Origin of the sequence: Citrobacter werkmanii (assembly GCF_008693645.1) — a bacterium.
Classification (GTDB): domain Bacteria; phylum Pseudomonadota; class Gammaproteobacteria; order Enterobacterales; family Enterobacteriaceae; genus Citrobacter; species Citrobacter werkmanii.
This window is the reverse complement of record NZ_CP044101.1, coordinates 2,291,909-2,310,724: the sequence shown is the minus strand read 5'-3', so window position 1 is coordinate 2,310,724 and position 18,816 is coordinate 2,291,909. Positions and strand designations below refer to the sequence as shown.

Sequence of the window (18,816 nt, the reverse complement as noted above, 5' to 3'; positions counted from 1 at the left end):
CTATTCATTTTCTATTGGAGGCATGAGCTTTTATGGCTTTTATCCCTAAAAATTACGCTCGTCTGGAAGTTGGTTACCGGGAAAAAGCGCTTAAGCTCTTCCCCTGGGTCTGCGGACGCTGTTCCCGCGAGTTTGTCTATTCAAATTTGCGCGAGTTGACGGTACACCATATCGATCACGATCACTCCAATAACCCGGAAGATGGTAGCAACTGGGAAATGTTGTGCCTGTATTGTCACGATCACGAGCATTCTAAATATACGGAAGCGGACCAGTATGGTTCAACGGTGGTTGCCGGAGAAGATGCGCAGAAGGCTGTTGGCGAAGCGAAATATAATCCGTTTGCCGATCTGAAGGCGATGATGAACAAAAAATAACAGCGACTGCGGGCCCGACATCATGACTGCCGGGCCAGGATTATCAGGATTTGAACGTTGCTATAGGCTCAGGCGTAATACCAAATTCAACCTTTAGCTGCTGCTTGCTCTTCATCACCATCTCACCATTGGTATCAATCGTCATATGTTGCGCATCAATGTTGTTGCGCGCCTGCCATAACATCACCAGTTGTAAGCTGTTCTCTTTTTGTTCTGCCGTTAGCGCCACGCCATCCGGCCATTTTCCGAGTTCAACGGCGGTAGATAAGCGCTGATAAACTTCCGGCGTCATGCTGTTGATCATCTCATCAAGATTCATGTTAAATCTCCTCTCCGTAGAATAATTTGCTGAATCGTTTCTTCAACCCTTAATTTGTTCACCGTTTTCGCCATCGGTAAAGTTCAAAGAGGCTGAGTTGACACAGTAGCGCTCACCGGTAGGTTTTGGGCCATCCGGGAAGACGTGTCCCAGGTGCGCATCACAGTTCCCACAGCGGATTTCAATGCGCTGCATACCATGCGAGGTATCTTTTATGTAACGGATAGCCTCATCGCTGACCGGCTCGTAAAAACTGGGCCAGCCGCAGCCAGAGTCATATTTTGTCTCGGAACGAAATAGCGGTTTATCGCAGATCAAACAGTGGTAGATGCCGTCACGCTTGTTATGCAGCAAACGCCCGGTAAATGGCGGTTCTGTCCCGTGATTCTGCGTCACGTAGAACTGCATTTCTGTTAAATTTTTTTTCAGTTCTTCTGGAGAAGGTTGATTAGCCATTTGCTCACATCTCGCTTTATCTAAACTCACATCGCGAGACAGATTCTAACAAAACATTAACACCGGAGTGCGAACTTTTGTTCTAAACTTGATCCTTGCGAAATGGCAGCCTGCAATTCGTGATCAGAATCACGTTTTTATCTTGATTGCCCTTTAAAATTCGGGCCGCCGACCCCATGTGGTTTCAAGCCCAAAGGAAGAGTGAGGCGAGTCAGTTGCGCAAAGCTTAGGCAGCAGATTGATTTGTCGCAATGATTGACACGATTCCGCTTGACGCTGCGTAAGGTTTTTGTAATTTTACAGGCAACCTTTTATTCACTAACAAATAGCTGGTGGAATATATGACTATCAAAGTAGGTATCAACGGTTTTGGCCGTATCGGTCGCATTGTTTTCCGTGCTGCTCAAGAACGCTCTGACATCGAGATCGTTGCAATCAACGACCTGTTAGACGCTGACTACATGGCTTACATGCTGAAATATGACTCCACTCACGGCCGTTTCAACGGTACCGTTGAAGTGAAAGACGGTCATCTGATCGTAAACGGTAAAAAAATCCGTGTTACCGCTGAACGTGATCCGGCTAACCTGAAATGGGACGAAGTTGGTGTTGACGTAGTAGCTGAAGCTACTGGCCTGTTCCTGACAGATGAAACCGCTCGTAAGCACATCACTGCTGGCGCGAAAAAAGTGGTTCTGACTGGTCCGTCCAAAGATAACACTCCGATGTTTGTTAAAGGCGCTAACTTTGACAAATACGAAGGTCAGGACATCGTTTCTAACGCTTCCTGCACCACTAACTGCCTGGCTCCGCTGGCTAAAGTTATCAACGACAACTTCGGCATCATCGAAGGTCTGATGACTACTGTTCACGCGACCACCGCTACTCAGAAAACCGTTGACGGCCCGTCTCACAAAGACTGGCGCGGCGGCCGCGGCGCATCCCAGAACATCATCCCGTCCTCTACCGGCGCTGCTAAAGCTGTAGGTAAAGTACTGCCAGAACTGAACGGCAAACTGACTGGTATGGCGTTCCGCGTTCCTACCCCGAACGTATCCGTTGTTGACCTGACCGTTCGTCTGGAAAAAGCTGCTTCTTACGAAGAAATTAAGAAAGCAATCAAAGCTGCTTCCGAAGGCCCGATGAAAGGCGTTCTGGGTTACACCGAAGACGACGTAGTATCTACCGATTTCAACGGTGAAGTTTGCACTTCCGTGTTCGATGCTAAAGCAGGTATCGCACTGAACGACAACTTCGTGAAACTGGTATCCTGGTACGACAACGAAACCGGCTACTCCAACAAAGTTCTGGATCTGATTGCTCACATCTCCAAATAAGTTGAGATGAAACAGTAATCTGTAAGAGCGACTATGGTCGCTCTTTTTTTTGCCTGAAGATACCCGTCATACTTCGAGTTGCAGGTGTGTTGGCTACGCTCTCTCACCCGAATCACTTACTACAGTAAGCTCATCGGGGTTCGTTCACTTGCCGCCGTCCTGCAACCCGAATTATTTAGGGTTAAAAAGGATTGCGTAATGATTAATAAAATTTTTGCACTTCCGGTAGTCGAACAAATTGCCCCGGTACTCTCCCGCCGTCAGCTTGATGAGCTTGAGGTCATTGTTGTCGATCACCCGCAGGTTAAAGCCTCTTTTGCGCTGCAGGGCGCACATCTTCTTTCCTGGAAACCAAACGGTGAAGAAGAAGTCCTGTGGTTAAGTAACAATACGCCGTTTAAAACCGGTGTTGCGCTGCGTGGCGGCGTACCGATTTGCTGGCCGTGGTTTGGCCCTGCCGCTCAGCCTGGCCTGCCGTCTCATGGTTTTGCACGTAACCTGCCCTGGACGCTGAAGGCGCATAACGAAGACGAGAAAGGTGTCGTACTAACGTTCGAACTGCAAAGCAGCGCTGAAACGCATCAGCTTTGGCCGCACGAGTTCTGCCTGCTGGCCCGTTTCAAAGTGGGCGCCACCTGCGAGATGGAGCTGGAAGCGCACGGTGAGTTTGAAACCACCTCCGCGCTGCATACCTATTTCAATGTGGGTGATATTGCGGCGGTGAAAGTCAGCGGTCTTGGCGATCGTCTGATCGATAAAGTGAATGATGCCAAAGAAGACGTACTGGCTGATGGTATCCAGACCTTCCCGGACCGTACCGATCGTGTCTATCTGAATCCGGAAGCGTGCAGCGTCATTCATGATGATGCGCTGAATCGCAATATTGACGTAATCCACCACCACCATCTGAATGTCGTGGGCTGGAACCCAGGCCCGGCGCTGTCTGTCAGCATGGGCGACATGCCGGATGACGGCTACAAAACATTTGTTTGCGTAGAAACGGCTTACGCCACGGCACCGCAGAAAACCACCGAAGAAAAACCGTCTCGTCTGGCACAAACGATTCGTGTTGCTAAGCGCTAACAGCTCTACGCACCATGCCGGATGCGGCTCACGCCTTATCCGGCCTACAAACCGCTCTCAGCCGTAGGCCATGCGGCAAATCAGGCCATATCCAGCGCCGTTTTACCTTTTGGCGCCGGATATTCCTTATCTAACTGCGTCAGCTCATCGGCAGAGAGCGTTATCTCCAGTGCCGCGGCATTCTGTTCGACATGCGCCACATTCGCGGCTTTCGGAATGGCTATCACCCCCGAAAGACGAATAACCCATGCCAGTAAAATCTGCGCAGCGCTGGCATTGTGGGCGCGCGCAATGTCATTGACCACTGGGTTAGAAAGCAAGTTCCCCCGTAGCCGCCCTGCCTGAGCCAGCGGACTGTAGGCCATAACCGGCATCTGCTGTTGCTGGCACCATGGCAGTAAATCATATTCAATGCCGCGCGATGCTAAATGATAGAGCACCTGATTAGTTGCACAGTGTCGTCCACCCGTAACCTGCCATAATGCCTGCATATCATCGTAATCAAGATTAGAGACGCCCCAGCGGCGGATTTTGCCCTGCGCAATAAGCGTTTCCATAGCGTCAACGGTCTCAGCAAATGAAAAGTCTCCCGTCCAGTGCAACAAATAGAGATCCAGATAATCGGTTTTCAAACGACGCAGGCTGGCTTCGCAGGCGGCAATCGCTTTCTTGCCCGCGGCATTCCATGGATAAACCTTCGAAACTAAAAAAGCGCTATCACGCCGACCTGACAGCGCCTCGCCAACAACCTCTTCCGCTGCACCATCTGCGTACATTTCGGCTGTATCAATCAATCGCAGGCCAAGATCCAGCCCAGCCCGTAACGCGGCGACTTCATCCCGACGTCGGGCTGAATCCTCGCCCATGTACCATGTTCCCTGCCCAATCGCAGGAAGCGATACCTGCTCCGTAAACATCACCTGTTTCGCTGTCATCGCACCCTCCTGTGTTAATGCACCACAGTAAAGCAAAACAACAGACATGTGTCCTGTTATGGTGCACAAATTGCACCATCATAATTTGGCGTGTCGCCCGTTAATGCGATTAAAGTAAAAGGCCCGGGATCTGATGCAGATCACGGACCTAAATAATGCAAAATTTTCACTAGCCAGCGCTTATTTCAACCGACCTAAATATTTGCCCTCTTTCATGGCGTTAATTTTTCCGTTTTTATAGACAATGACGGAAATCAAACCCGCACTGTAAGTTTGTGCATCGGCATTATTTTCATCATTTGCCGCAGGGTTGCCATTAATATATGCAATACCATCAGCGCCACGTTTAAAGTCCACGCCCAGCTTATTCACATGCACGGATGTGGTTTTGCTGGCGTGCACCGGGGCATTAGCGTCGCTGACCTGAGTTTTGTGTTCATGCTGTAATTGCTGACGATATGCTTCGCTGATAGCATAAGCAGGCGCAGCAGATGAAGCCACCAGCGCAGCGATAATAATCAATTTCTTCATGAGTTAAACCTTAGTATTTATCGTATTTGTGGTGATGGTCGGGATGGGTGCCATCAGAGCTATACAGATTTTGCGCGTTTTCCAGGGCCTGTTTTTCAGCCGCGGCATTGATTGTCGCCTGACGGTTTTGTTCGGCGATGTAGCAGGCATCGCGGCTGATCCCTTTGTTTTCGCATGCACTCATGCGTGAAGCCTCGCTGGTGCATCCAGCCAGGACCCCGCCCATCACAGCTATCATGATTAACTTTTTCATTATTTATACCAGGTTTTTACTCAAGATATCCCCGTGGCATATTTAAGGCCTTACCACGAGAGTTGCTATCACTACTTTTAAAGTTTAATGAATATCGGCAATAGGATATTTAATGTCAATTTTAATTTTTTCAGACAAATACCTAAAGGATGTAAAATAAAAACAAATGATTAATTTTTTATTTTTTCACCTGAAAGTTAACATTCGAAATAAGCCAAAATAGTTATCAGTTATCTTTATGCCACTTGAGAATAAATACCCCGCGCATCACAATACAATAAACCACAGTATTATCAATAAATTATGAACCCAGAAAACGACAACCCACAACAATAAATCATTAAGGCATGGCGATATTACCTCATGCAAAAAAACAATAGCTATCAGGCTAATCAAATGAGAGGTTTATTTTTAGTAACGGCAAAAGAAATACCTGGTTAAATAATCGTTGCGGCCAGGCGAAACATAAAACCACTATAAAAATGCAATCTCATGTTTTAGATCAATATTCATCCCCACGAAGCATAAAAAAGCCCGCATCTCTGCAGGCTTGTATTTGACACGCAATAGCATCAGAACTTGTAGGTCACACCCACCGAGAAGATGCCAGACCAGGATTTATCGACCATCGGGCTATCCTTCACTTCATCACTCAAACGCACATAACGGCCAGTGCCGTATACGTTCCAGTTGCCAAGGAAGTTATAGCTTGCAGTCAACTCCAGATATGGATCCCATCCATCGTCAGCGCTGTAGCTTTTCAGACCACTGCGGCGAGACTCGTGATTGGACACGCCATAATAATAGTCGTTGTAGTTTTCGCTGCTGTACTGCACACCGATACCCGGCGTCAAAGTCAGCGCACCGTTAGTGTAACGGTAGAGCCAGGCCAGATCCCAGATAAAGCCGTTGCTATTATCCAGGGTATCACCCGCCAGAGCGGTACGCAGGAAACCATACTGGGTGTTATGTACATACGAGAGGCCAGCCATCAGGCTGCTTTTACGCTTGTCGAGTTGGCGCAAAGCATGGCTGTCGCTGTCACCCGGCTTGAAATGCGTCGGATCATAGTACGCCATGATGGAGAGCTTATCTGCCGTATCATTCCACAGATAGTAGCCGCCACCCAGACCGTGGAACCAGACGTTATCGCCTTCATAGGTGACAACCGGAACGGGATAAACATCGCGGTCATACTGTTTGTACGGGCTGTTAATCACGCCGACACCTGCACCAACAGTCCACTGACTTTCCGCGTGTGCGGTGCTAACTGCGGTTGCGGCAAGCACGCCAAGTGCCAGAAGTTTGAGTTTGGTCACAATCCATAATTCCTTATTCAAATGTGTAGCGGTCAAAGTGTAACCGCCAATACGCTTCAGCCCAACTATTTTACGTATTAGTCCAGGAATGTAACCCCCTAATTTCTCAGCGAGTGATGACATTTTGCTTGCAGGATAGTGAACACCACATGAATCCCGCCCCATTTCTTTACATAAGATGTGCTTTTTTTGCTGATGAGTTATTGATATGCCATTGAAATTCATTTGCGCACCCAGGCAAGTTTTGCAAATGCCATCTACGCTTAATTTTAGAAGGTGTATCACCGAATACGTTGATCTCCTGACCATCAAAATGGCATGAGAGTTGCTTATTTCTTCAGCAGCGACGTCGTTCAGTTTACCTCTTCAGGGGCCTCTACTATTCATATGAACGGCTCTTAACATGTGCTAAAAAACGAAAGGACGGCATACCATGAATATATTCGATCACTATCGCCAGCGTTACGAAGCTGCCAAGGACGAAGAGTTCACGCTGCAGGAGTTTCTTACCACTTGTCGGCAAGATCGCAGTGCTTATGCCAACGCGGCAGAGCGGCTATTAATGGCTATTGGTGAGCCTGTCATGGTTGACACTGCCCACGAACCTCGTCTTTCTCGACTCTTTTCGAATCGGGTAATTGCACGCTATCCCGCTTTCGAAGAGTTTTACGGCATGGAAGATGCCATTGAGCAGATTGTTTCTTATTTGAAACATGCGGCTCAGGGGTTAGAAGAGAAGAAACAGATTCTGTATCTGTTGGGGCCTGTGGGAGGGGGGAAATCATCTCTCGCTGAGCGACTCAAGTCGCTGATGCAGAGAGTTCCGATTTATGTCCTGAGCGCCAATGGCGAACGTAGCCCGGTTAACGATCATCCGTTGTGCCTGTTTAATCCACAGGAAGATGCGCAGATCCTGGAAAAAGAGTATGGGATCCCGCGTCGCTACCTCGGGACGATCATGTCGCCATGGGCGGCGAAACGCCTGCACGAATTTGGCGGGGACATTACAAAATTCCGCGTCGTCAAAGTCTGGCCGTCTATTCTGGAGCAGATCGCTATCGCCAAAACGGAACCTGGCGATGAAAACAACCAGGATATCTCTGCGCTGGTCGGGAAAGTGGATATTCGTAAACTCGAACACCACGCCCAGAACGATCCTGATGCCTACGGTTACTCGGGGGCGTTGTGCCGCGCTAACCAGGGGATTATGGAGTTCGTAGAGATGTTTAAAGCACCGATTAAAGTGCTGCATCCTTTGCTGACCGCCACCCAGGAAGGTAACTACAACGGGACGGAAGGTATCTCTGCCCTGCCGTTTAACGGAATTATTCTTGCCCACTCGAACGAGTCCGAATGGGTGACGTTCCGCAACAACAAAAACAATGAGGCGTTCCTTGACCGTGTTTACATTGTCAAAGTGCCTTATTGCCTGCGGATCTCCGAAGAGATCAAAATTTACGAGAAATTGCTTAATCACAGTGAGCTGACCCATGCGCCTTGCGCACCAGGCACGCTGGAAACGCTCTCCCGTTTCACCATTCTTTCTCGTCTGAAAGAACCTGAGAACTCGAGCATTTACTCGAAGATGCGCGTTTACGATGGCGAAAGTCTGAAAGATACCGATCCCAAAGCGAAATCCTATCAAGAGTATCGGGATTACGCCGGGGTCGATGAGGGAATGAACGGTCTGTCCACGCGTTTCGCGTTTAAGATCCTCTCTCGTGTCTTTAACTTTGATCATGCCGAAGTCGCGGCGAACCCGGTGCATCTGTTCTACGTCCTGGAACAGCAAATCGAGCGTGAACAGTTCCCTCAGGAGCAGGCAGAACGTTATCTTGAGTTCCTGAAAGGCTACCTGATCCCTAAATATGCTGAATTTATTGGCAAAGAGATTCAGACAGCTTATCTCGAATCCTATTCCGAATACGGACAGAACATTTTCGACCGTTACGTCACCTATGCGGATTTCTGGATTCAGGATCAGGAGTACCGTGACCCGGATACCGGTCAACTGTTCGATCGCGAGTCGCTGAACGCAGAGCTGGAGAAAATTGAGAAGCCAGCGGGTATCAGTAACCCGAAAGACTTCCGTAACGAGATCGTCAACTTTGTTCTGCGCGCCAGAGCGAATAACAGCGGTCGCAATCCAAACTGGACCAGTTACGAAAAACTGCGCACGGTGATTGAGAAGAAAATGTTCTCCAATACCGAGGAGTTGCTGCCGGTTATTTCGTTCAACGCCAAAACCTCGACTGACGAGCAGAAAAAACACGACGATTTTGTCGACCGTATGATGGAAAAAGGCTACACGCGTAAACAGGTGCGTTTACTGTGCGAATGGTATTTGCGCGTACGTAAATCGTCTTAAGAGCATAAATGGCCCGGAAAATTTATCCGTTTACCGGGCCAATATTTCTTCTGTACGCGAAATCATTCAAGAGGTATCAAGGCGGCAAATGAGTGAATTCCCAGGAGCGTACATAAGTACGTGACTGGGTGAGCGAATGCAGCCAACGCGGAGACAACTTGAAGGATGAAGCGTAAGTTGGCAAATGCAGTACGGGGGGCTTATGACCTGGTTTATTGACCGGCGTCTTAACGGCAAAAACAAGAGCACGGTAAACCGCCAGCGCTTCTTACGCCGTTATAAATCGCAAATTAAACAGTCGATCTCCGAGGCCATTAACAAGCGTTCGGTGACTGATGTGGATAGCGGCGAATCTGTCTCTATTCCGACTGATGATATTAGCGAACCGATGTTTCATCAGGGGCGCGGTGGCTTGCGCCATCGTGTGCATCCGGGTAATGACCATTTTGTGCAGAATGACCGTATTGAACGTCCACAGGGCGGAGGCGGCGGTTCGGGAAGCGGGCAAGGCCAGGCGAGTCAGGATGGCGAGGGTCAGGATGAATTCGTCTTCCAGATTTCTAAAGATGAATATCTCGATCTGCTGTTCGAAGATTTAGCACTGCCAAACCTTAAACAGAATCAGCAGCGTCAGCTAACGGAGTACAAAACGCACCGGGCTGGTTTTACCTCTAACGGTGTGCCGGCCAACATCAGCGTGGTGCGCTCCCTGCAAAATTCACTGGCGCGTCGCACGGCAATGACGGCAGGTAAGCGTCGCGAACTGCATGCGCTCGAAGCGGATCTTGAGACCATCGCGAAAAGTGAACCGGCTCAGTTGCTGGAAGAGGAACGGTTACGCAAAGAAATTGCCGAACTACGGGCAAAAATCGAACGCGTGCCGTTTATCGACACCTTTGACTTACGCTACAAGAATTATGAAAAACGGCCCGATCCTTCCAGCCAGGCGGTGATGTTCTGTCTGATGGACGTCTCCGGTTCGATGGATCAGTCGACCAAAGATATGGCAAAGCGTTTTTATATTCTGCTGTATCTGTTCTTAAGCCGCACCTATAAGAACGTGGAAGTGGTTTATATTCGCCACCACACCCAGGCGAAAGAGGTAGATGAGCATGAGTTCTTCTACTCTCAGGAAACCGGGGGAACTATTGTCTCCAGCGCGCTGAAGTTAATGGATGAAGTGGTGAAAGACCGCTACGACCCTGCTCAGTGGAATATCTATGCCGCGCAGGCGTCGGATGGTGATAACTGGGCGGATGATTCACCGTTGTGTCATGAGATTCTGGCGAAAAAACTGTTGCCGGTAGTGCGATATTACAGCTATATCGAAATTACCCGCCGCGCGCACCAGACCTTATGGCGTGAATATGAACATCTACAATCAACCTTTGAAAATTTTGCGATGCAGCATATCCGCGATCAGGATGATATTTATCCGGTATTCCGCGAACTGTTTCATAAGCAAAGTACCACCAGCAATAATTAAGTAACCACTTTCGGCCGAGGCTCAGGCTTCGGCTGATTACATTACCCTGTATCATGATCGTGACATTTTGCAATGGTTTATCCCGCCGCTTCGTTAGAGCGAATGTGGAGCATGTGGTAAAATCGCATCTCTAACCTATGGGCTGTAATTCATTATGAAGTTGCATCATAAAGCGCTCAGGCTCTTTATCTCAGTCAGCGTTGTTGTTTTGACATCTTCTTTTTTAGTTTATGAACTCATTGCCAGCGATAAGGCAATGAATGCCTATATGCGCTATATCAATGAGAAAGCCGACTCCTCCTTTCTCTATGATAAGTACACCAATCAGAGTATTGCAGCCCATCTGATGCGCACATTTTCATCCCCTAAGGGACCCGCATCTGTCGAACAACAAAAAGCGTTCTGCGATGCTTTCGATAGCGTTAACGGTACACATGGGCTCAATCTCACAGCGCATAATTATCTGCCATTACACGGTACGTTGCAGACCACCTCTACGAAATGTAGCGGACAACTTGAAGACGTATTCCTGTTACCCTCTTTTGACCGGGCGGTGAACGTCAATCGCCTGCAAAAGGATTATGGGCAGGGATTAGGGACGCTGGAGTATAAATTTCGCTACTACGTCGATCTGAAAAATAACTACGTCTATTTCTATGACCTGATCGACTCACGGAAATTTGCGATACACAACTGGACATTTTTGCAAAAAGGCTCGCTGGGAATCGATCAGAATGATATTGACGGTATTTTCACTGGTCGTACGGTGATCTCCAGTATTTATGAGGATAACCTGACCGAGAAAAAGGTGATGAGCTTTTTAACGCCGGTCTACTATGCCGGTAAGCTAAAAGGCGTGGTGATGGTGGATATTAACAAAGAAAATTTAAAAAATATCTTTTATACCAGTGACCGCCCTCTCGTCTGGCGTTTTCTTAACGTGACGCTCTCGGATATCAGCTCAGGAAAAGAGATTATTGTTCACCAAAGTGAGACCCATTTATTCCGCTACGTTCACTACGAAAAGGACATCCCTGGCGGCATACGCGTCACGTTATCTCTTGATTTTATGTACTTTATCGTCTCATCATGGAAAATATTCGCCTTTTATCTTCTGGCAACGATATTGCTGCTGAATATGGTCAGAACTCATTTTCGGTTGTATCACAACGTCACGCGGGAAAATATCAGCGATGCGATGACCGGACTCTATAACCGTAAAATTTTGACGCCGATGCTCGAACAGCGTTTGCAGCAGTTGGTCAACACGGGAACCCTCGTGACCTTTATCGCCATTGATTGCGATAAGCTAAAAGTCATTAATGACACATTGGGGCATAAGGAAGGCGATCGCATTATCACCCTTCTGGCTAAAGCCATTCAAACCTCGATTCGCAAAAGCGACTATGCCATCCGACTCGGCGGGGATGAATTTTGCATTATCCTCATCGATCATCCCAGTGAATTAACGCACCGCGTGCTGGAACGGATTCGCTACAACTTACAAATTATTGCGCAAGATATATCAATCAGCTTCTCTGCTGGGATTTATAATATGCAGCCAAATGACACCATTGATGATGCTTACAAAGCATCGGATGCCCAACTCTATCTGAACAAACAGAAAAAGCGCACCGATGCGTAATCATTTTTCAGCCAGGATTTTCATTGTTGTACCAGGAGCAAGTCATGACGGAAGTGAACAAAGGTAACGCAACGCATCAGCGTTTAATTTCGTTATTATCAGAACAAGGCGCGACGTATCGCGTGGTTAGCCATGAAGCCGTCGGCAAATGTGAAGCGGTCTCTGAAATTCGCGGTACTGCATTGGGCCAGGGCGCAAAAGCGCTGGTCTGTAAAGTAAAGGGTAACGGCGTTAATCAGCATGTTCTGGCGATTCTCTCTGCCGACCAGCAGGCCGACCTGAGCCTGTTGGCCGGCCATATCGGCGGGTTGAGAGCGTCGCTCGCCAGCCCGGCGGAAGTCGATGAACTGACGGGTTGCGTATTTGGTGCCATCCCACCATTTAGTTTTCATCCGAATCTCAAACTGGTCGCCGATCCGCTGTTGTTTGAACGTTTTTCTGAAATTGCGTTCAATGCCGGAATGCTGGAAAAATCCGTGATCATGGATACTGCTGATTATCTGCGAATTGCACAACCGGAATTAATTTCGTTCCGCCGCGTTCAATAACAGCCGAGTTAGCAGTAAATAACGCCGCATCGTGCATTAGCTCAAAAAAATCATAATTATTAAATAAAGCCTGTTCCGTCACGCGTTTACGCGTACAGTAAGCAGGCTTATTTTTTCTTTTGGCAAGGAAACTACGATGTTTGATGTCACTCTGCTGATCCTCCTCGGACTGGCAGCTCTGGGCTTTGTCAGCCACAACACCACTGTCGCTGTTTCAATTCTGGTGCTGATCATCGTCCGTGTAACCCCTCTGAATATGTTCTTTCCGTGGATTGAAAAACAGGGACTGACCATCGGGATTATTATTCTGACTGTCGGCGTAATGGCACCGATCGCCAGCGGAACGCTACCGCCCTCCACGCTCATTCACTCCTTTGTAAACTGGAAATCACTGGTCGCAATTGCCGTCGGCGTGGTTGTCTCCTGGCTTGGCGGGCGCGGCGTCACGCTGATGGGCAGCCAGCCCCAGCTTGTGGCCGGTTTACTGGTCGGTACGGTGCTGGGCGTGGCGCTGTTTCGCGGCGTACCGGTGGGGCCGCTTATTGCGGCAGGTCTGGTCTCGTTGATTGTTGGGAAGCAGTAGCAAGTCAGCTCAGATAACGGCCTGGGGTCTGCCCCAGGCCTTTTTTGAACATCGTGATAAATGCGGTGGTTGAATCATAACCGAGCATTTGCGCGACCTGCTGCACATTATGACCATCGATCAGCGCCTGCAGCGCCAGAATCAACTGCAGCTGATGACGCCAGCGGCGAAAGCTCAATCCCGTTTCCTTGACGACCAGCCGGGCAAGGTTGCGCTCACTCATCGCAAATACGTCGGCCCACTGCCCCAGCGTCTGCCATTGGGCAGGCTCTCGCGCCATTGTCGCGACCATTCTGCGGATTTTCGGATGATCGGAAACCGGTAACTGCAGTTGCTCCTGCGGCTGCTGCGGGAGTTCATCAAACAACACCTGCGTCAGTCGCTGAGTTGACGGTTCCAATCGTTGGTCGTCCGTTTTCGACGCCAGCGAGAGAATGAGCTCCCGGCACAAGGGAGATATCTTTAGCGTACAACAACGCTCAGGCATCACGACGGCATGAGGTTCAATAAACAAGAAACACAATTGTGCGCCTACGGTTACATGGTTACTGTGCGAAATTTCACCAGGGATCCACACCGCATATTGGGGAGGTACCATCCACATGGCATTTTCGACCTCGCAGGTAATCGCGCCATGCAAAGCCAGAATCAACTGCCCCTTACGATGCTGATGCAGCGGACTAAAGAGTTCATCTTCCCGGGCCTGAATGCAGAACGCCACCGCGGCATCATGGTGAAGGTCAGGTTCATACCCATCCAATCTTAGTCCCAACATAAGAATGTCCGATTTTAGCGATAAACTGTCATTTTAGCTTGATTCACTCATGGCGTAAAAACGCTAAGGTATCGCCTCGCCTGACAAGATGAGAAAAAAATGATAAATACGCCTTCCTCCCGCGGTAAAAACGCTGCTTTGCTGATCGCGGGTATCCTGATGATTGCCACCACGCTGCGCGTTACCTTTACCGGCGCCGCCCCGCTGTTAGATGCAATTCGTGCCGACTACGGTCTGAGCACTGCCCAAACGGGACTGTTGACCACCCTTCCGCTGCTGGCCTTCGCGCTGGTATCCCCTCTGGCCGCAGCCGTTGCGCGCCGCTGGGGCATCGAACGCAGCCTGTTTGCCGCTATGCTGCTGATTTGCGCAGGTATTACGATACGCTCGCTGCCCTCACCGGGATTGCTGTTTAGCGGCACCGCTATCATCGGGTGCGGAATAGCCCTGGGAAATGTCCTGTTGCCAGGGCTGATTAAGCGTGATTATGCCCAGCATGTGGCAAAACTTACTGGCGCTTACTCGCTGACCATGGGCGCAGCGGCAGCGCTGGGTTCAGCCATGGTTGTTCCGCTGGCGTTAAATGGATTTGGCTGGCGCGGCGCACTGATGGTACTGATGGTTTTTCCGCTGCTGGCGCTGGTTATCTGGTTACCCCAGTGTCGTCAGACGGGCAATGCCAGCCTGAGTAACTCACGCGCATTACATTCCCGTGCTATCTGGCGCTCCGGCCTCGCCTGGCAGGTGACCCTGTTTCTGGGAATCAACTCGCTTATCTATTACGTGATCATCGGCTGGTTGCCCGCCATTTTAATCAGCCACGGCTACAGCGAGGCGCAGGCCGGTTCGTTGCACGGTTTACTGCAACTGGCGACCGCCGCGCCAGGGTTATTGATTCCCCTCGTCCTGAACAGATTTAAGGATCAGCGTGCCATCGCCGCCCTGGTTTCAGTAATGTGCGCCGTTGGCGCGGCGGGATTCGCCATACTGCCCGACCAGGCCTTGCTGTGGACCATTCTGTTTGGCTTTGGCTCAGGTGCGACCATGATCCTCGGCTTGACCTTCATTGGCCTGCGCGCGAGTTCCGCACATCAGGCCGCGGCGTTGTCCGGAATGGCGCAGTCTGTCGGCTATTTACTGGCCGCCTGCGGGCCGCCCTTGATGGGTAAAATTCACGACCTCAACGGTAGCTGGCTGATTCCATTAGCGGGTGTCGCCGTGTTAGCGATGCTGATGGCCGTGTTTGGTCTGTGCGCTGGGCGCGATCGGGAGATCGCGAACGCATAATGTAGCGGGCAGGTTAGCTAACCTCCTGCCCGGCATTTTATCCCCGCGCAGCGCGGAGCATCGCCTGGACTAACGGCACGGGTTTTCCCGCCAGCGCGCCACGTTCATGCTGAAAGAGTGTGCCAACAAAGAAAGGATGCGTTACCAGTTCAATAGCACGAATATCCCCGGCGTCATCCCAACCGGTCACCCGGAGATCGCCGCTCTCAAGCTCGGTGGCAAAAGCGTCCGACACACCATAATTGCAGTGATACCCCTCCGTGATAGCATCGCGTCCATAGGCTTTCGCAATCAGCGTATTGGCCCGGAGCTCAATATCATCCGTTTTTTCAACCAACGAGCAGGTCAACGGCGCGATCACCATTCGCCCAGCGGTATCCGTTTCAGCATGCGCGGCATCACTCCAGCCCAGCACGTTTCGGGCATACTCCAGTATGGCGTGTTGGAAACCACCACAGGTGCCTAAAAATGGAATGCTGTTCTCGCGTGCGTAGCGTATCGCAATCAGCGCCCCTTCCGGGTGTCGATAGGGGCTGCCTGGCACGACCCAGATGGCATCATAGCCAATCAGGTCTTCGCTGCTGTTGATATCGGAAGTGGTTAGCCAGTCATAATCAGCCACCAACTCCAGCACGGCAGCAGCATCATCAATGGCAAGGGGAATCGCCTGGTGCGCCACAATATCGGGGTTGTAATCGCCCACCAGCGCAATGCGAAGCGTATCTTTTATCGGGGAAATGTCCATTAAGGTTTCCTTATGTCCAGACAATAAGGGACAACATAAGGAGCCTCAGCCTACCGACTTTTCATCGGTATCACAATCCCTTAAATTGGGAGTCCAGGCTGGCAAAATGCTATAATGGTCACGTTTTAGGATCTTATTTAACCGTCATAAAAATGATGCTAAATACCAACGCGGCGGCTTAATGGAGCGGATGAAAAGATGAATATTCAGTGTAAACGCGTGTATGACCCGGCAGAAACAAGCGATGGTTATCGCGTTCTGGTCGATCGGTTGTGGCCACGGGGGATAAAAAAGACCGACCTTGCTTTCAATGAATGGAATAAAGCGCTGACGCCGTCATCAGATTTACGTAAAGCATTCCACGCAGAGCTGATTGATTTTTCTCACTTCTCCCAGCAGTACCGTAGCGAACTGGCCCAACAGCAGCAGGAAGGGAAGCGCCTCGCAGAGATTGCCCGGCAGCAAACCTTAACGCTACTGTATGCGGCGAAGAATACTCAGCAAAACCACGCGTTGGTGCTGGCTGAATGGCTACGTCAATGCTAACAGCGGATCACTTTCCCGCTGCCGGATGATCTCTACGCCAGAGTTCCCATTCATCTATCACTTCCCCTCCGGGGAGTTTGCAGTCAGACCTTACCCCTTGCGGAGTCTGCACCGCAATCAGCGAGCCGCCCTTTTGTTCGCAATACACCGATGCCGGATTCGCCATACCAATTTTCGGCGGCATTGGCGCTTCCGGTTGTGGGGTACTACACCCTGCCAGTACCAGCATGCCGGGCAAAATAACAGACGCCAGTTTCATATCAACTCCTGCTAAGAACGTTATCCGGCAAGATTACCCCGACTCCTCATATATCTCCATGTTTTACCACCGGGCTTCAATTTTATGTTTACATTTTAACCGGGAGCACGTGTTTCATCTTTCACCTTGATGTTCTATCATGCGGGCAACGCCAGCCTTGTCATTATTCAGGAGTATTTACACCTCATGTCGGACATGATCCTCGCCAGAGTCTCACAATCCTTAGCCACGGAGCAGTCTGTTGAGAGTCTGGTTCGGCAACTTCTGGAGATGCTGGAGGTGGTGACAGAGATGGAATCAACCTATTTAACCAAGGTCGATTTAGATGCTCGCCTGCAGCATATTTTGTACGCGCGCAATAGCAAACAAATGCAGATCCCGGAAGGGCTGTCCGTCCCATGGGATGAGACGCTATGCAAACGCGCCATCGAAGATAACTGTCTGTATAGCGACAACGTGCCCGCACGCTGGCCGGAATGCAGCGCAGCCCGCGCGCTGGAAATCACTACGTTTCTCAGCACGCCTGTTCATCTTCCGGACGGAACGTTTTACGGTACGCTCTGCGCCACCAGTCGCCGCCAGCAGGCATTGAGCGAGCGAGGTGAACAGGTGCTGAATCTGTTTGCCGGCCTGATCGCCCAGTCTATTCAAAAAGAGTCGCTGGTCGCTCAGTTACGCGAAGCCAACGCCGCGCTGATTGCGCATTCCTACACCGATGCGCTGACCGGGTTACCGAACCGGCGCTCGATTTTTGAAAATGTTGAAACCCTATTTTCGCTTGCCCGACATCTCCGACAGAAGGTCGTCGTTGCCTATATTGATTTGGATGATTTCAAACTGATTAATGACCGCTTTGGTCATGAAGTTGGCGACCAGTTCCTGATCCAGATCGGACAGCGCCTGCTCCACGAATGCAGCGACAATGATATCCTTGGTCGACTGGGCGGTGACGAATTTTTAGTCGTTAGCCTGTCGCCGGAAGATGAAAGCGATCGGTGTGAGCGCCTGCAAAAGGTGAAAAATCAGCTGCAACAGCGCATTTGCGGCGACTATCACTTGGGCAGCATCCATCTGTTTTATCCTGGCGCCAGCCTGGGCGTGGTGGAAATTGATCCGCATGAGACCGATGTAAACTGTGCGCTCCATATGGCAGACAGCGCAATGTACAAAGATAAAAAGCGACAGGATAAAACCACTTTTGTCGTACATTAAGCCCTGCTATGCTGGCTCGTCTTTAAATAACTCTGGCAGATAATCCTATGCGACTCGGTATTATTTTCCCCGTCATTATTTTCATTTCCGCTGTCGTTTTCTTATCCTGGTTTTTTGTTGGCGGCTACGCTGCGCCGGGTGCATAACGATGAAAAAAACAACGCTCATTATGATTGGCGTGGCTATCATCGTGGTTCTGGGAACGGAACTGGGCTGGTGGTAACTAATAAAAAGGCCACATATCAGTGGCCTTTCATCTCTGTATATTGAGTTAGCTTTTGATCTTTCTGTAGATAAACAGCACCACGATCGCGCCGATAACCGCTACGACGAAACTGCCGAAGTTGAAACCATCAACTTTGCCAAAGCCAAAGAAGGTACTGATCCAGCCGCCAACCACCGCACCAACAACCCCCAAGATAATGGTCATAAAGAATCCGCCGCCATCTTTACCCGGCATAATCCATTTTGCCAAAATCCCCGCGATAAGACCGAAAATCACCCATGAAATAATGCCCATTATTTTCCTCACTTATGTTTTTAAGTTAACGATTGACTCGTTGTATAAAAGCATAGCATAGCGCTGAAAAATTATAATTTGTGATCGGCATCACCTGTAATTTTCATCTTTTTCTGATGTTTCATAGAGTTAGACCAACGACAAAAAGGTGATATTTTTTGACGCTTCTCGTCAATAGTGACGAATCGACAGTCATTCCTCTCTGCTCTCTGGGCAGCAACCCCTGCCAATG

22 protein-coding genes and 1 pseudogene are annotated in these 18,816 nt (G+C 49.8%); 13 read left to right on the top strand and 10 right to left on the bottom strand.

From position 1 onward, the window contains the following. The first annotated feature begins 32 nt into the window (after positions 1-32). On the top strand, positions 33-377 hold the full coding sequence (gene yajD, locus FOB24_RS11750; protein ID WP_003832478.1) for an HNH nuclease YajD: 345 nt from the start codon (positions 33-35) through the stop codon (positions 375-377). 43 nt (positions 378-420) lie between these two features. Here the strand turns inward: yajD and FOB24_RS11745 are convergent, their stop codons facing one another. Continuing rightward, positions 421-696 carry a YeaC family protein gene (locus tag FOB24_RS11745; RefSeq protein WP_003030693.1) on the bottom strand — a complete coding sequence of 92 codons (276 nt, stop codon included), beginning with the start codon at positions 694-696 and terminating at the stop codon, positions 421-423. 42 nt (positions 697-738) lie between these two features. Next, on the bottom strand, positions 739-1,152 hold the full coding sequence (gene msrB / locus FOB24_RS11740) for a peptide-methionine (R)-S-oxide reductase MsrB (protein ID WP_150344948.1): 414 nt from the start codon (positions 1,150-1,152) through the stop codon (positions 739-741). Between the two features lie 341 nt (positions 1,153-1,493). Here msrB and gapA point away from each other — a divergent pair, with 341 nt between their 5' ends. Next, positions 1,494-2,489: a glyceraldehyde-3-phosphate dehydrogenase gene (gene gapA, locus FOB24_RS11735; RefSeq protein ID WP_003030697.1), complete on the top strand. Its 996-nt coding sequence runs from the start codon at positions 1,494-1,496 to the stop codon at positions 2,487-2,489. Between the two features lie 198 nt (positions 2,490-2,687). Further along, the gene (locus FOB24_RS11730) at positions 2,688-3,572 is read left to right on the top strand and encodes a D-hexose-6-phosphate mutarotase (protein WP_085049519.1); all 885 of its coding nucleotides are present in this window, start codon (positions 2,688-2,690) and stop codon (positions 3,570-3,572) included. A gap of 80 nt (positions 3,573-3,652) precedes the next feature. Here the strand turns inward: FOB24_RS11730 and FOB24_RS11725 are convergent, their stop codons facing one another. From FOB24_RS11725 to FOB24_RS11710, 4 genes are all read right to left on the bottom strand, one after another. Beyond that, positions 3,653-4,507, bottom strand: a complete 855-nt coding sequence (locus FOB24_RS11725; RefSeq protein WP_150344947.1) for an aldo/keto reductase — start codon at positions 4,505-4,507, stop codon at positions 3,653-3,655. Positions 4,508-4,687: 180 nt separating this feature from the next. After that, a complete protein-coding gene (locus FOB24_RS11720; RefSeq protein ID WP_042308899.1) occupies positions 4,688-5,038 on the bottom strand; it encodes a hypothetical protein in 351 nt (116 codons plus the stop codon). 10 nt (positions 5,039-5,048) lie between these two features. Beyond that, a complete protein-coding gene (locus FOB24_RS11715; RefSeq protein ID WP_137347174.1) occupies positions 5,049-5,291 on the bottom strand; it encodes a hypothetical protein in 243 nt (80 codons plus the stop codon). A gap of 572 nt (positions 5,292-5,863) precedes the next feature. Then, positions 5,864-6,610 carry a MipA/OmpV family protein gene (locus FOB24_RS11710; protein ID WP_038640047.1) on the bottom strand — a complete coding sequence of 249 codons (747 nt, stop codon included), beginning with the start codon at positions 6,608-6,610 and terminating at the stop codon, positions 5,864-5,866. Between the two features lie 433 nt (positions 6,611-7,043). Here FOB24_RS11710 and yeaG point away from each other — a divergent pair, with 433 nt between their 5' ends. From yeaG to FOB24_RS11685, 5 genes are all read left to right on the top strand, one after another. Beyond that, positions 7,044-8,978 (top strand): protein kinase YeaG, encoded by a 1,935-nt coding sequence (gene yeaG / locus FOB24_RS11705; protein ID WP_038640044.1) that lies wholly within the window; start codon positions 7,044-7,046, stop codon positions 8,976-8,978. A gap of 202 nt (positions 8,979-9,180) precedes the next feature. Beyond that, positions 9,181-10,464, top strand: a complete 1,284-nt coding sequence (locus FOB24_RS11700) for a YeaH/YhbH family protein (protein WP_038640041.1) — start codon at positions 9,181-9,183, stop codon at positions 10,462-10,464. Between the two features lie 154 nt (positions 10,465-10,618). Next, the gene (gene dgcJ, locus FOB24_RS11695; RefSeq protein ID WP_087857702.1) at positions 10,619-12,109 is read left to right on the top strand and encodes a diguanylate cyclase DgcJ; all 1,491 of its coding nucleotides are present in this window, start codon (positions 10,619-10,621) and stop codon (positions 12,107-12,109) included. A gap of 44 nt (positions 12,110-12,153) precedes the next feature. Next, entirely contained in the window at positions 12,154-12,657 is a 504-nt protein-coding gene (locus FOB24_RS11690; protein WP_121528944.1) for a YbaK/prolyl-tRNA synthetase associated domain-containing protein, read from the top strand. Positions 12,658-12,793: 136 nt separating this feature from the next. Continuing rightward, complete coding sequence (locus FOB24_RS11685) at positions 12,794-13,240, top strand: DUF441 domain-containing protein (RefSeq protein WP_150344946.1); 447 nt, start codon at positions 12,794-12,796, stop codon at positions 13,238-13,240. On the opposite strand, the pseudogene FOB24_RS11680 reads toward FOB24_RS11685, so the two are convergent. Next, positions 13,223-14,015 (bottom strand): annotated as a pseudogene (locus tag FOB24_RS11680) (AraC family transcriptional regulator); the annotation flags it as partial. The gene FOB24_RS11685 and the pseudogene FOB24_RS11680 overlap by 18 nt on opposite strands. A 99-nt stretch (positions 14,016-14,114) precedes the next feature. Between FOB24_RS11680 and FOB24_RS11675 the strand changes: the two are divergent. Then, the gene (locus tag FOB24_RS11675; RefSeq protein ID WP_150344944.1) at positions 14,115-15,302 is read left to right on the top strand and encodes a CynX/NimT family MFS transporter; all 1,188 of its coding nucleotides are present in this window, start codon (positions 14,115-14,117) and stop codon (positions 15,300-15,302) included. A 37-nt stretch (positions 15,303-15,339) separates the two neighbouring features. Here the strand turns inward: FOB24_RS11675 and FOB24_RS11670 are convergent, their stop codons facing one another. Beyond that, complete coding sequence (locus tag FOB24_RS11670) at positions 15,340-16,047, bottom strand: CTP synthase C-terminal region-related (seleno)protein (protein ID WP_087857705.1); 708 nt, start codon at positions 16,045-16,047, stop codon at positions 15,340-15,342. Positions 16,048-16,245: 198 nt separating this feature from the next. Between FOB24_RS11670 and FOB24_RS11665 the strand changes: the two genes are divergently transcribed. Further along, the gene (locus tag FOB24_RS11665; protein WP_038640022.1) at positions 16,246-16,593 is read left to right on the top strand and encodes a DUF488 domain-containing protein; all 348 of its coding nucleotides are present in this window, start codon (positions 16,246-16,248) and stop codon (positions 16,591-16,593) included. A 7-nt stretch (positions 16,594-16,600) separates the two neighbouring features. Here the strand turns inward: FOB24_RS11665 and FOB24_RS11660 are convergent, their stop codons facing one another. Beyond that, on the bottom strand, positions 16,601-16,852 hold the full coding sequence (locus FOB24_RS11660) for a putative hemolysin (RefSeq protein WP_087857707.1): 252 nt from the start codon (positions 16,850-16,852) through the stop codon (positions 16,601-16,603). Positions 16,853-17,038: 186 nt separating this feature from the next. Between FOB24_RS11660 and FOB24_RS11655 the strand changes: the two genes are divergently transcribed. From FOB24_RS11655 to yoaJ, 3 genes are read left to right on the top strand one after another with little or no spacing between them, the layout of a single operon-like run. Next, on the top strand, positions 17,039-18,064 hold the full coding sequence (locus tag FOB24_RS11655; protein WP_150344943.1) for a sensor domain-containing diguanylate cyclase: 1,026 nt from the start codon (positions 17,039-17,041) through the stop codon (positions 18,062-18,064). Between the two features lie 47 nt (positions 18,065-18,111). Further along, a complete protein-coding gene (locus tag FOB24_RS11650; RefSeq protein WP_038640017.1) occupies positions 18,112-18,210 on the top strand; it encodes a YoaK family small membrane protein in 99 nt (32 codons plus the stop codon). Positions 18,211-18,212: 2 nt separating this feature from the next. After that, positions 18,213-18,287, top strand: coding sequence for a protein YoaJ (gene yoaJ, locus FOB24_RS11645; protein WP_099530266.1), 75 nt, complete (start codon positions 18,213-18,215; stop codon positions 18,285-18,287). Positions 18,288-18,335: 48 nt separating this feature from the next. Here yoaJ and FOB24_RS11640 read toward each other — a convergent pair whose 3' ends face one another. Then, the gene (locus tag FOB24_RS11640; protein WP_005120370.1) at positions 18,336-18,584 is read right to left on the bottom strand and encodes a GlsB/YeaQ/YmgE family stress response membrane protein; all 249 of its coding nucleotides are present in this window, start codon (positions 18,582-18,584) and stop codon (positions 18,336-18,338) included. Positions 18,585-18,816 lie beyond the last annotated feature (232 nt).

What these genes read in the sequence shown, in the direction of transcription:
- FOB24_RS11655 (WP_150344943.1), top strand. Translation starts at nt 17,039, where the DNA reads ATGTCGGACATGATCCTCGCCAGAGTCTCACAATCCTTAGCCACGGAG.
- FOB24_RS11665 (WP_038640022.1), top strand. Translation starts at nt 16,246, where the DNA reads ATGAATATTCAGTGTAAACGCGTGTATGACCCGGCAGAAACAAGCGAT.
- gapA (WP_003030697.1), top strand. Translation starts at nt 1,494, where the DNA reads ATGACTATCAAAGTAGGTATCAACGGTTTTGGCCGTATCGGTCGCATT.
- FOB24_RS11650 (WP_038640017.1), top strand. Translation starts at nt 18,112, where the DNA reads ATGCGACTCGGTATTATTTTCCCCGTCATTATTTTCATTTCCGCTGTC.
- FOB24_RS11685 (WP_150344946.1), top strand. Translation starts at nt 12,794, where the DNA reads ATGTTTGATGTCACTCTGCTGATCCTCCTCGGACTGGCAGCTCTGGGC.
- FOB24_RS11640 (WP_005120370.1), bottom strand. Translation starts at nt 18,584, where the DNA reads ATGGGCATTATTTCATGGGTGATTTTCGGTCTTATCGCGGGGATTTTG.
- FOB24_RS11745 (WP_003030693.1), bottom strand. Translation starts at nt 696, where the DNA reads ATGAATCTTGATGAGATGATCAACAGCATGACGCCGGAAGTTTATCAG.
- FOB24_RS11670 (WP_087857705.1), bottom strand. Translation starts at nt 16,047, where the DNA reads ATGGACATTTCCCCGATAAAAGATACGCTTCGCATTGCGCTGGTGGGC.
- FOB24_RS11715 (WP_137347174.1), bottom strand. Translation starts at nt 5,291, where the DNA reads ATGAAAAAGTTAATCATGATAGCTGTGATGGGCGGGGTCCTGGCTGGA.
- dgcJ (WP_087857702.1), top strand. Translation starts at nt 10,619, where the DNA reads ATGAAGTTGCATCATAAAGCGCTCAGGCTCTTTATCTCAGTCAGCGTT.
- FOB24_RS11690 (WP_121528944.1), top strand. Translation starts at nt 12,154, where the DNA reads ATGACGGAAGTGAACAAAGGTAACGCAACGCATCAGCGTTTAATTTCG.
- FOB24_RS11730 (WP_085049519.1), top strand. Translation starts at nt 2,688, where the DNA reads ATGATTAATAAAATTTTTGCACTTCCGGTAGTCGAACAAATTGCCCCG.
- msrB (WP_150344948.1), bottom strand. Translation starts at nt 1,152, where the DNA reads ATGGCTAATCAACCTTCTCCAGAAGAACTGAAAAAAAATTTAACAGAA.
- FOB24_RS11700 (WP_038640041.1), top strand. Translation starts at nt 9,181, where the DNA reads ATGACCTGGTTTATTGACCGGCGTCTTAACGGCAAAAACAAGAGCACG.
- FOB24_RS11675 (WP_150344944.1), top strand. Translation starts at nt 14,115, where the DNA reads ATGATAAATACGCCTTCCTCCCGCGGTAAAAACGCTGCTTTGCTGATC.
- FOB24_RS11725 (WP_150344947.1), bottom strand. Translation starts at nt 4,507, where the DNA reads ATGACAGCGAAACAGGTGATGTTTACGGAGCAGGTATCGCTTCCTGCG.
- yeaG (WP_038640044.1), top strand. Translation starts at nt 7,044, where the DNA reads ATGAATATATTCGATCACTATCGCCAGCGTTACGAAGCTGCCAAGGAC.
- yajD (WP_003832478.1), top strand. Translation starts at nt 33, where the DNA reads ATGGCTTTTATCCCTAAAAATTACGCTCGTCTGGAAGTTGGTTACCGG.
- FOB24_RS11660 (WP_087857707.1), bottom strand. Translation starts at nt 16,852, where the DNA reads ATGAAACTGGCGTCTGTTATTTTGCCCGGCATGCTGGTACTGGCAGGG.
- FOB24_RS11720 (WP_042308899.1), bottom strand. Translation starts at nt 5,038, where the DNA reads ATGAAGAAATTGATTATTATCGCTGCGCTGGTGGCTTCATCTGCTGCG.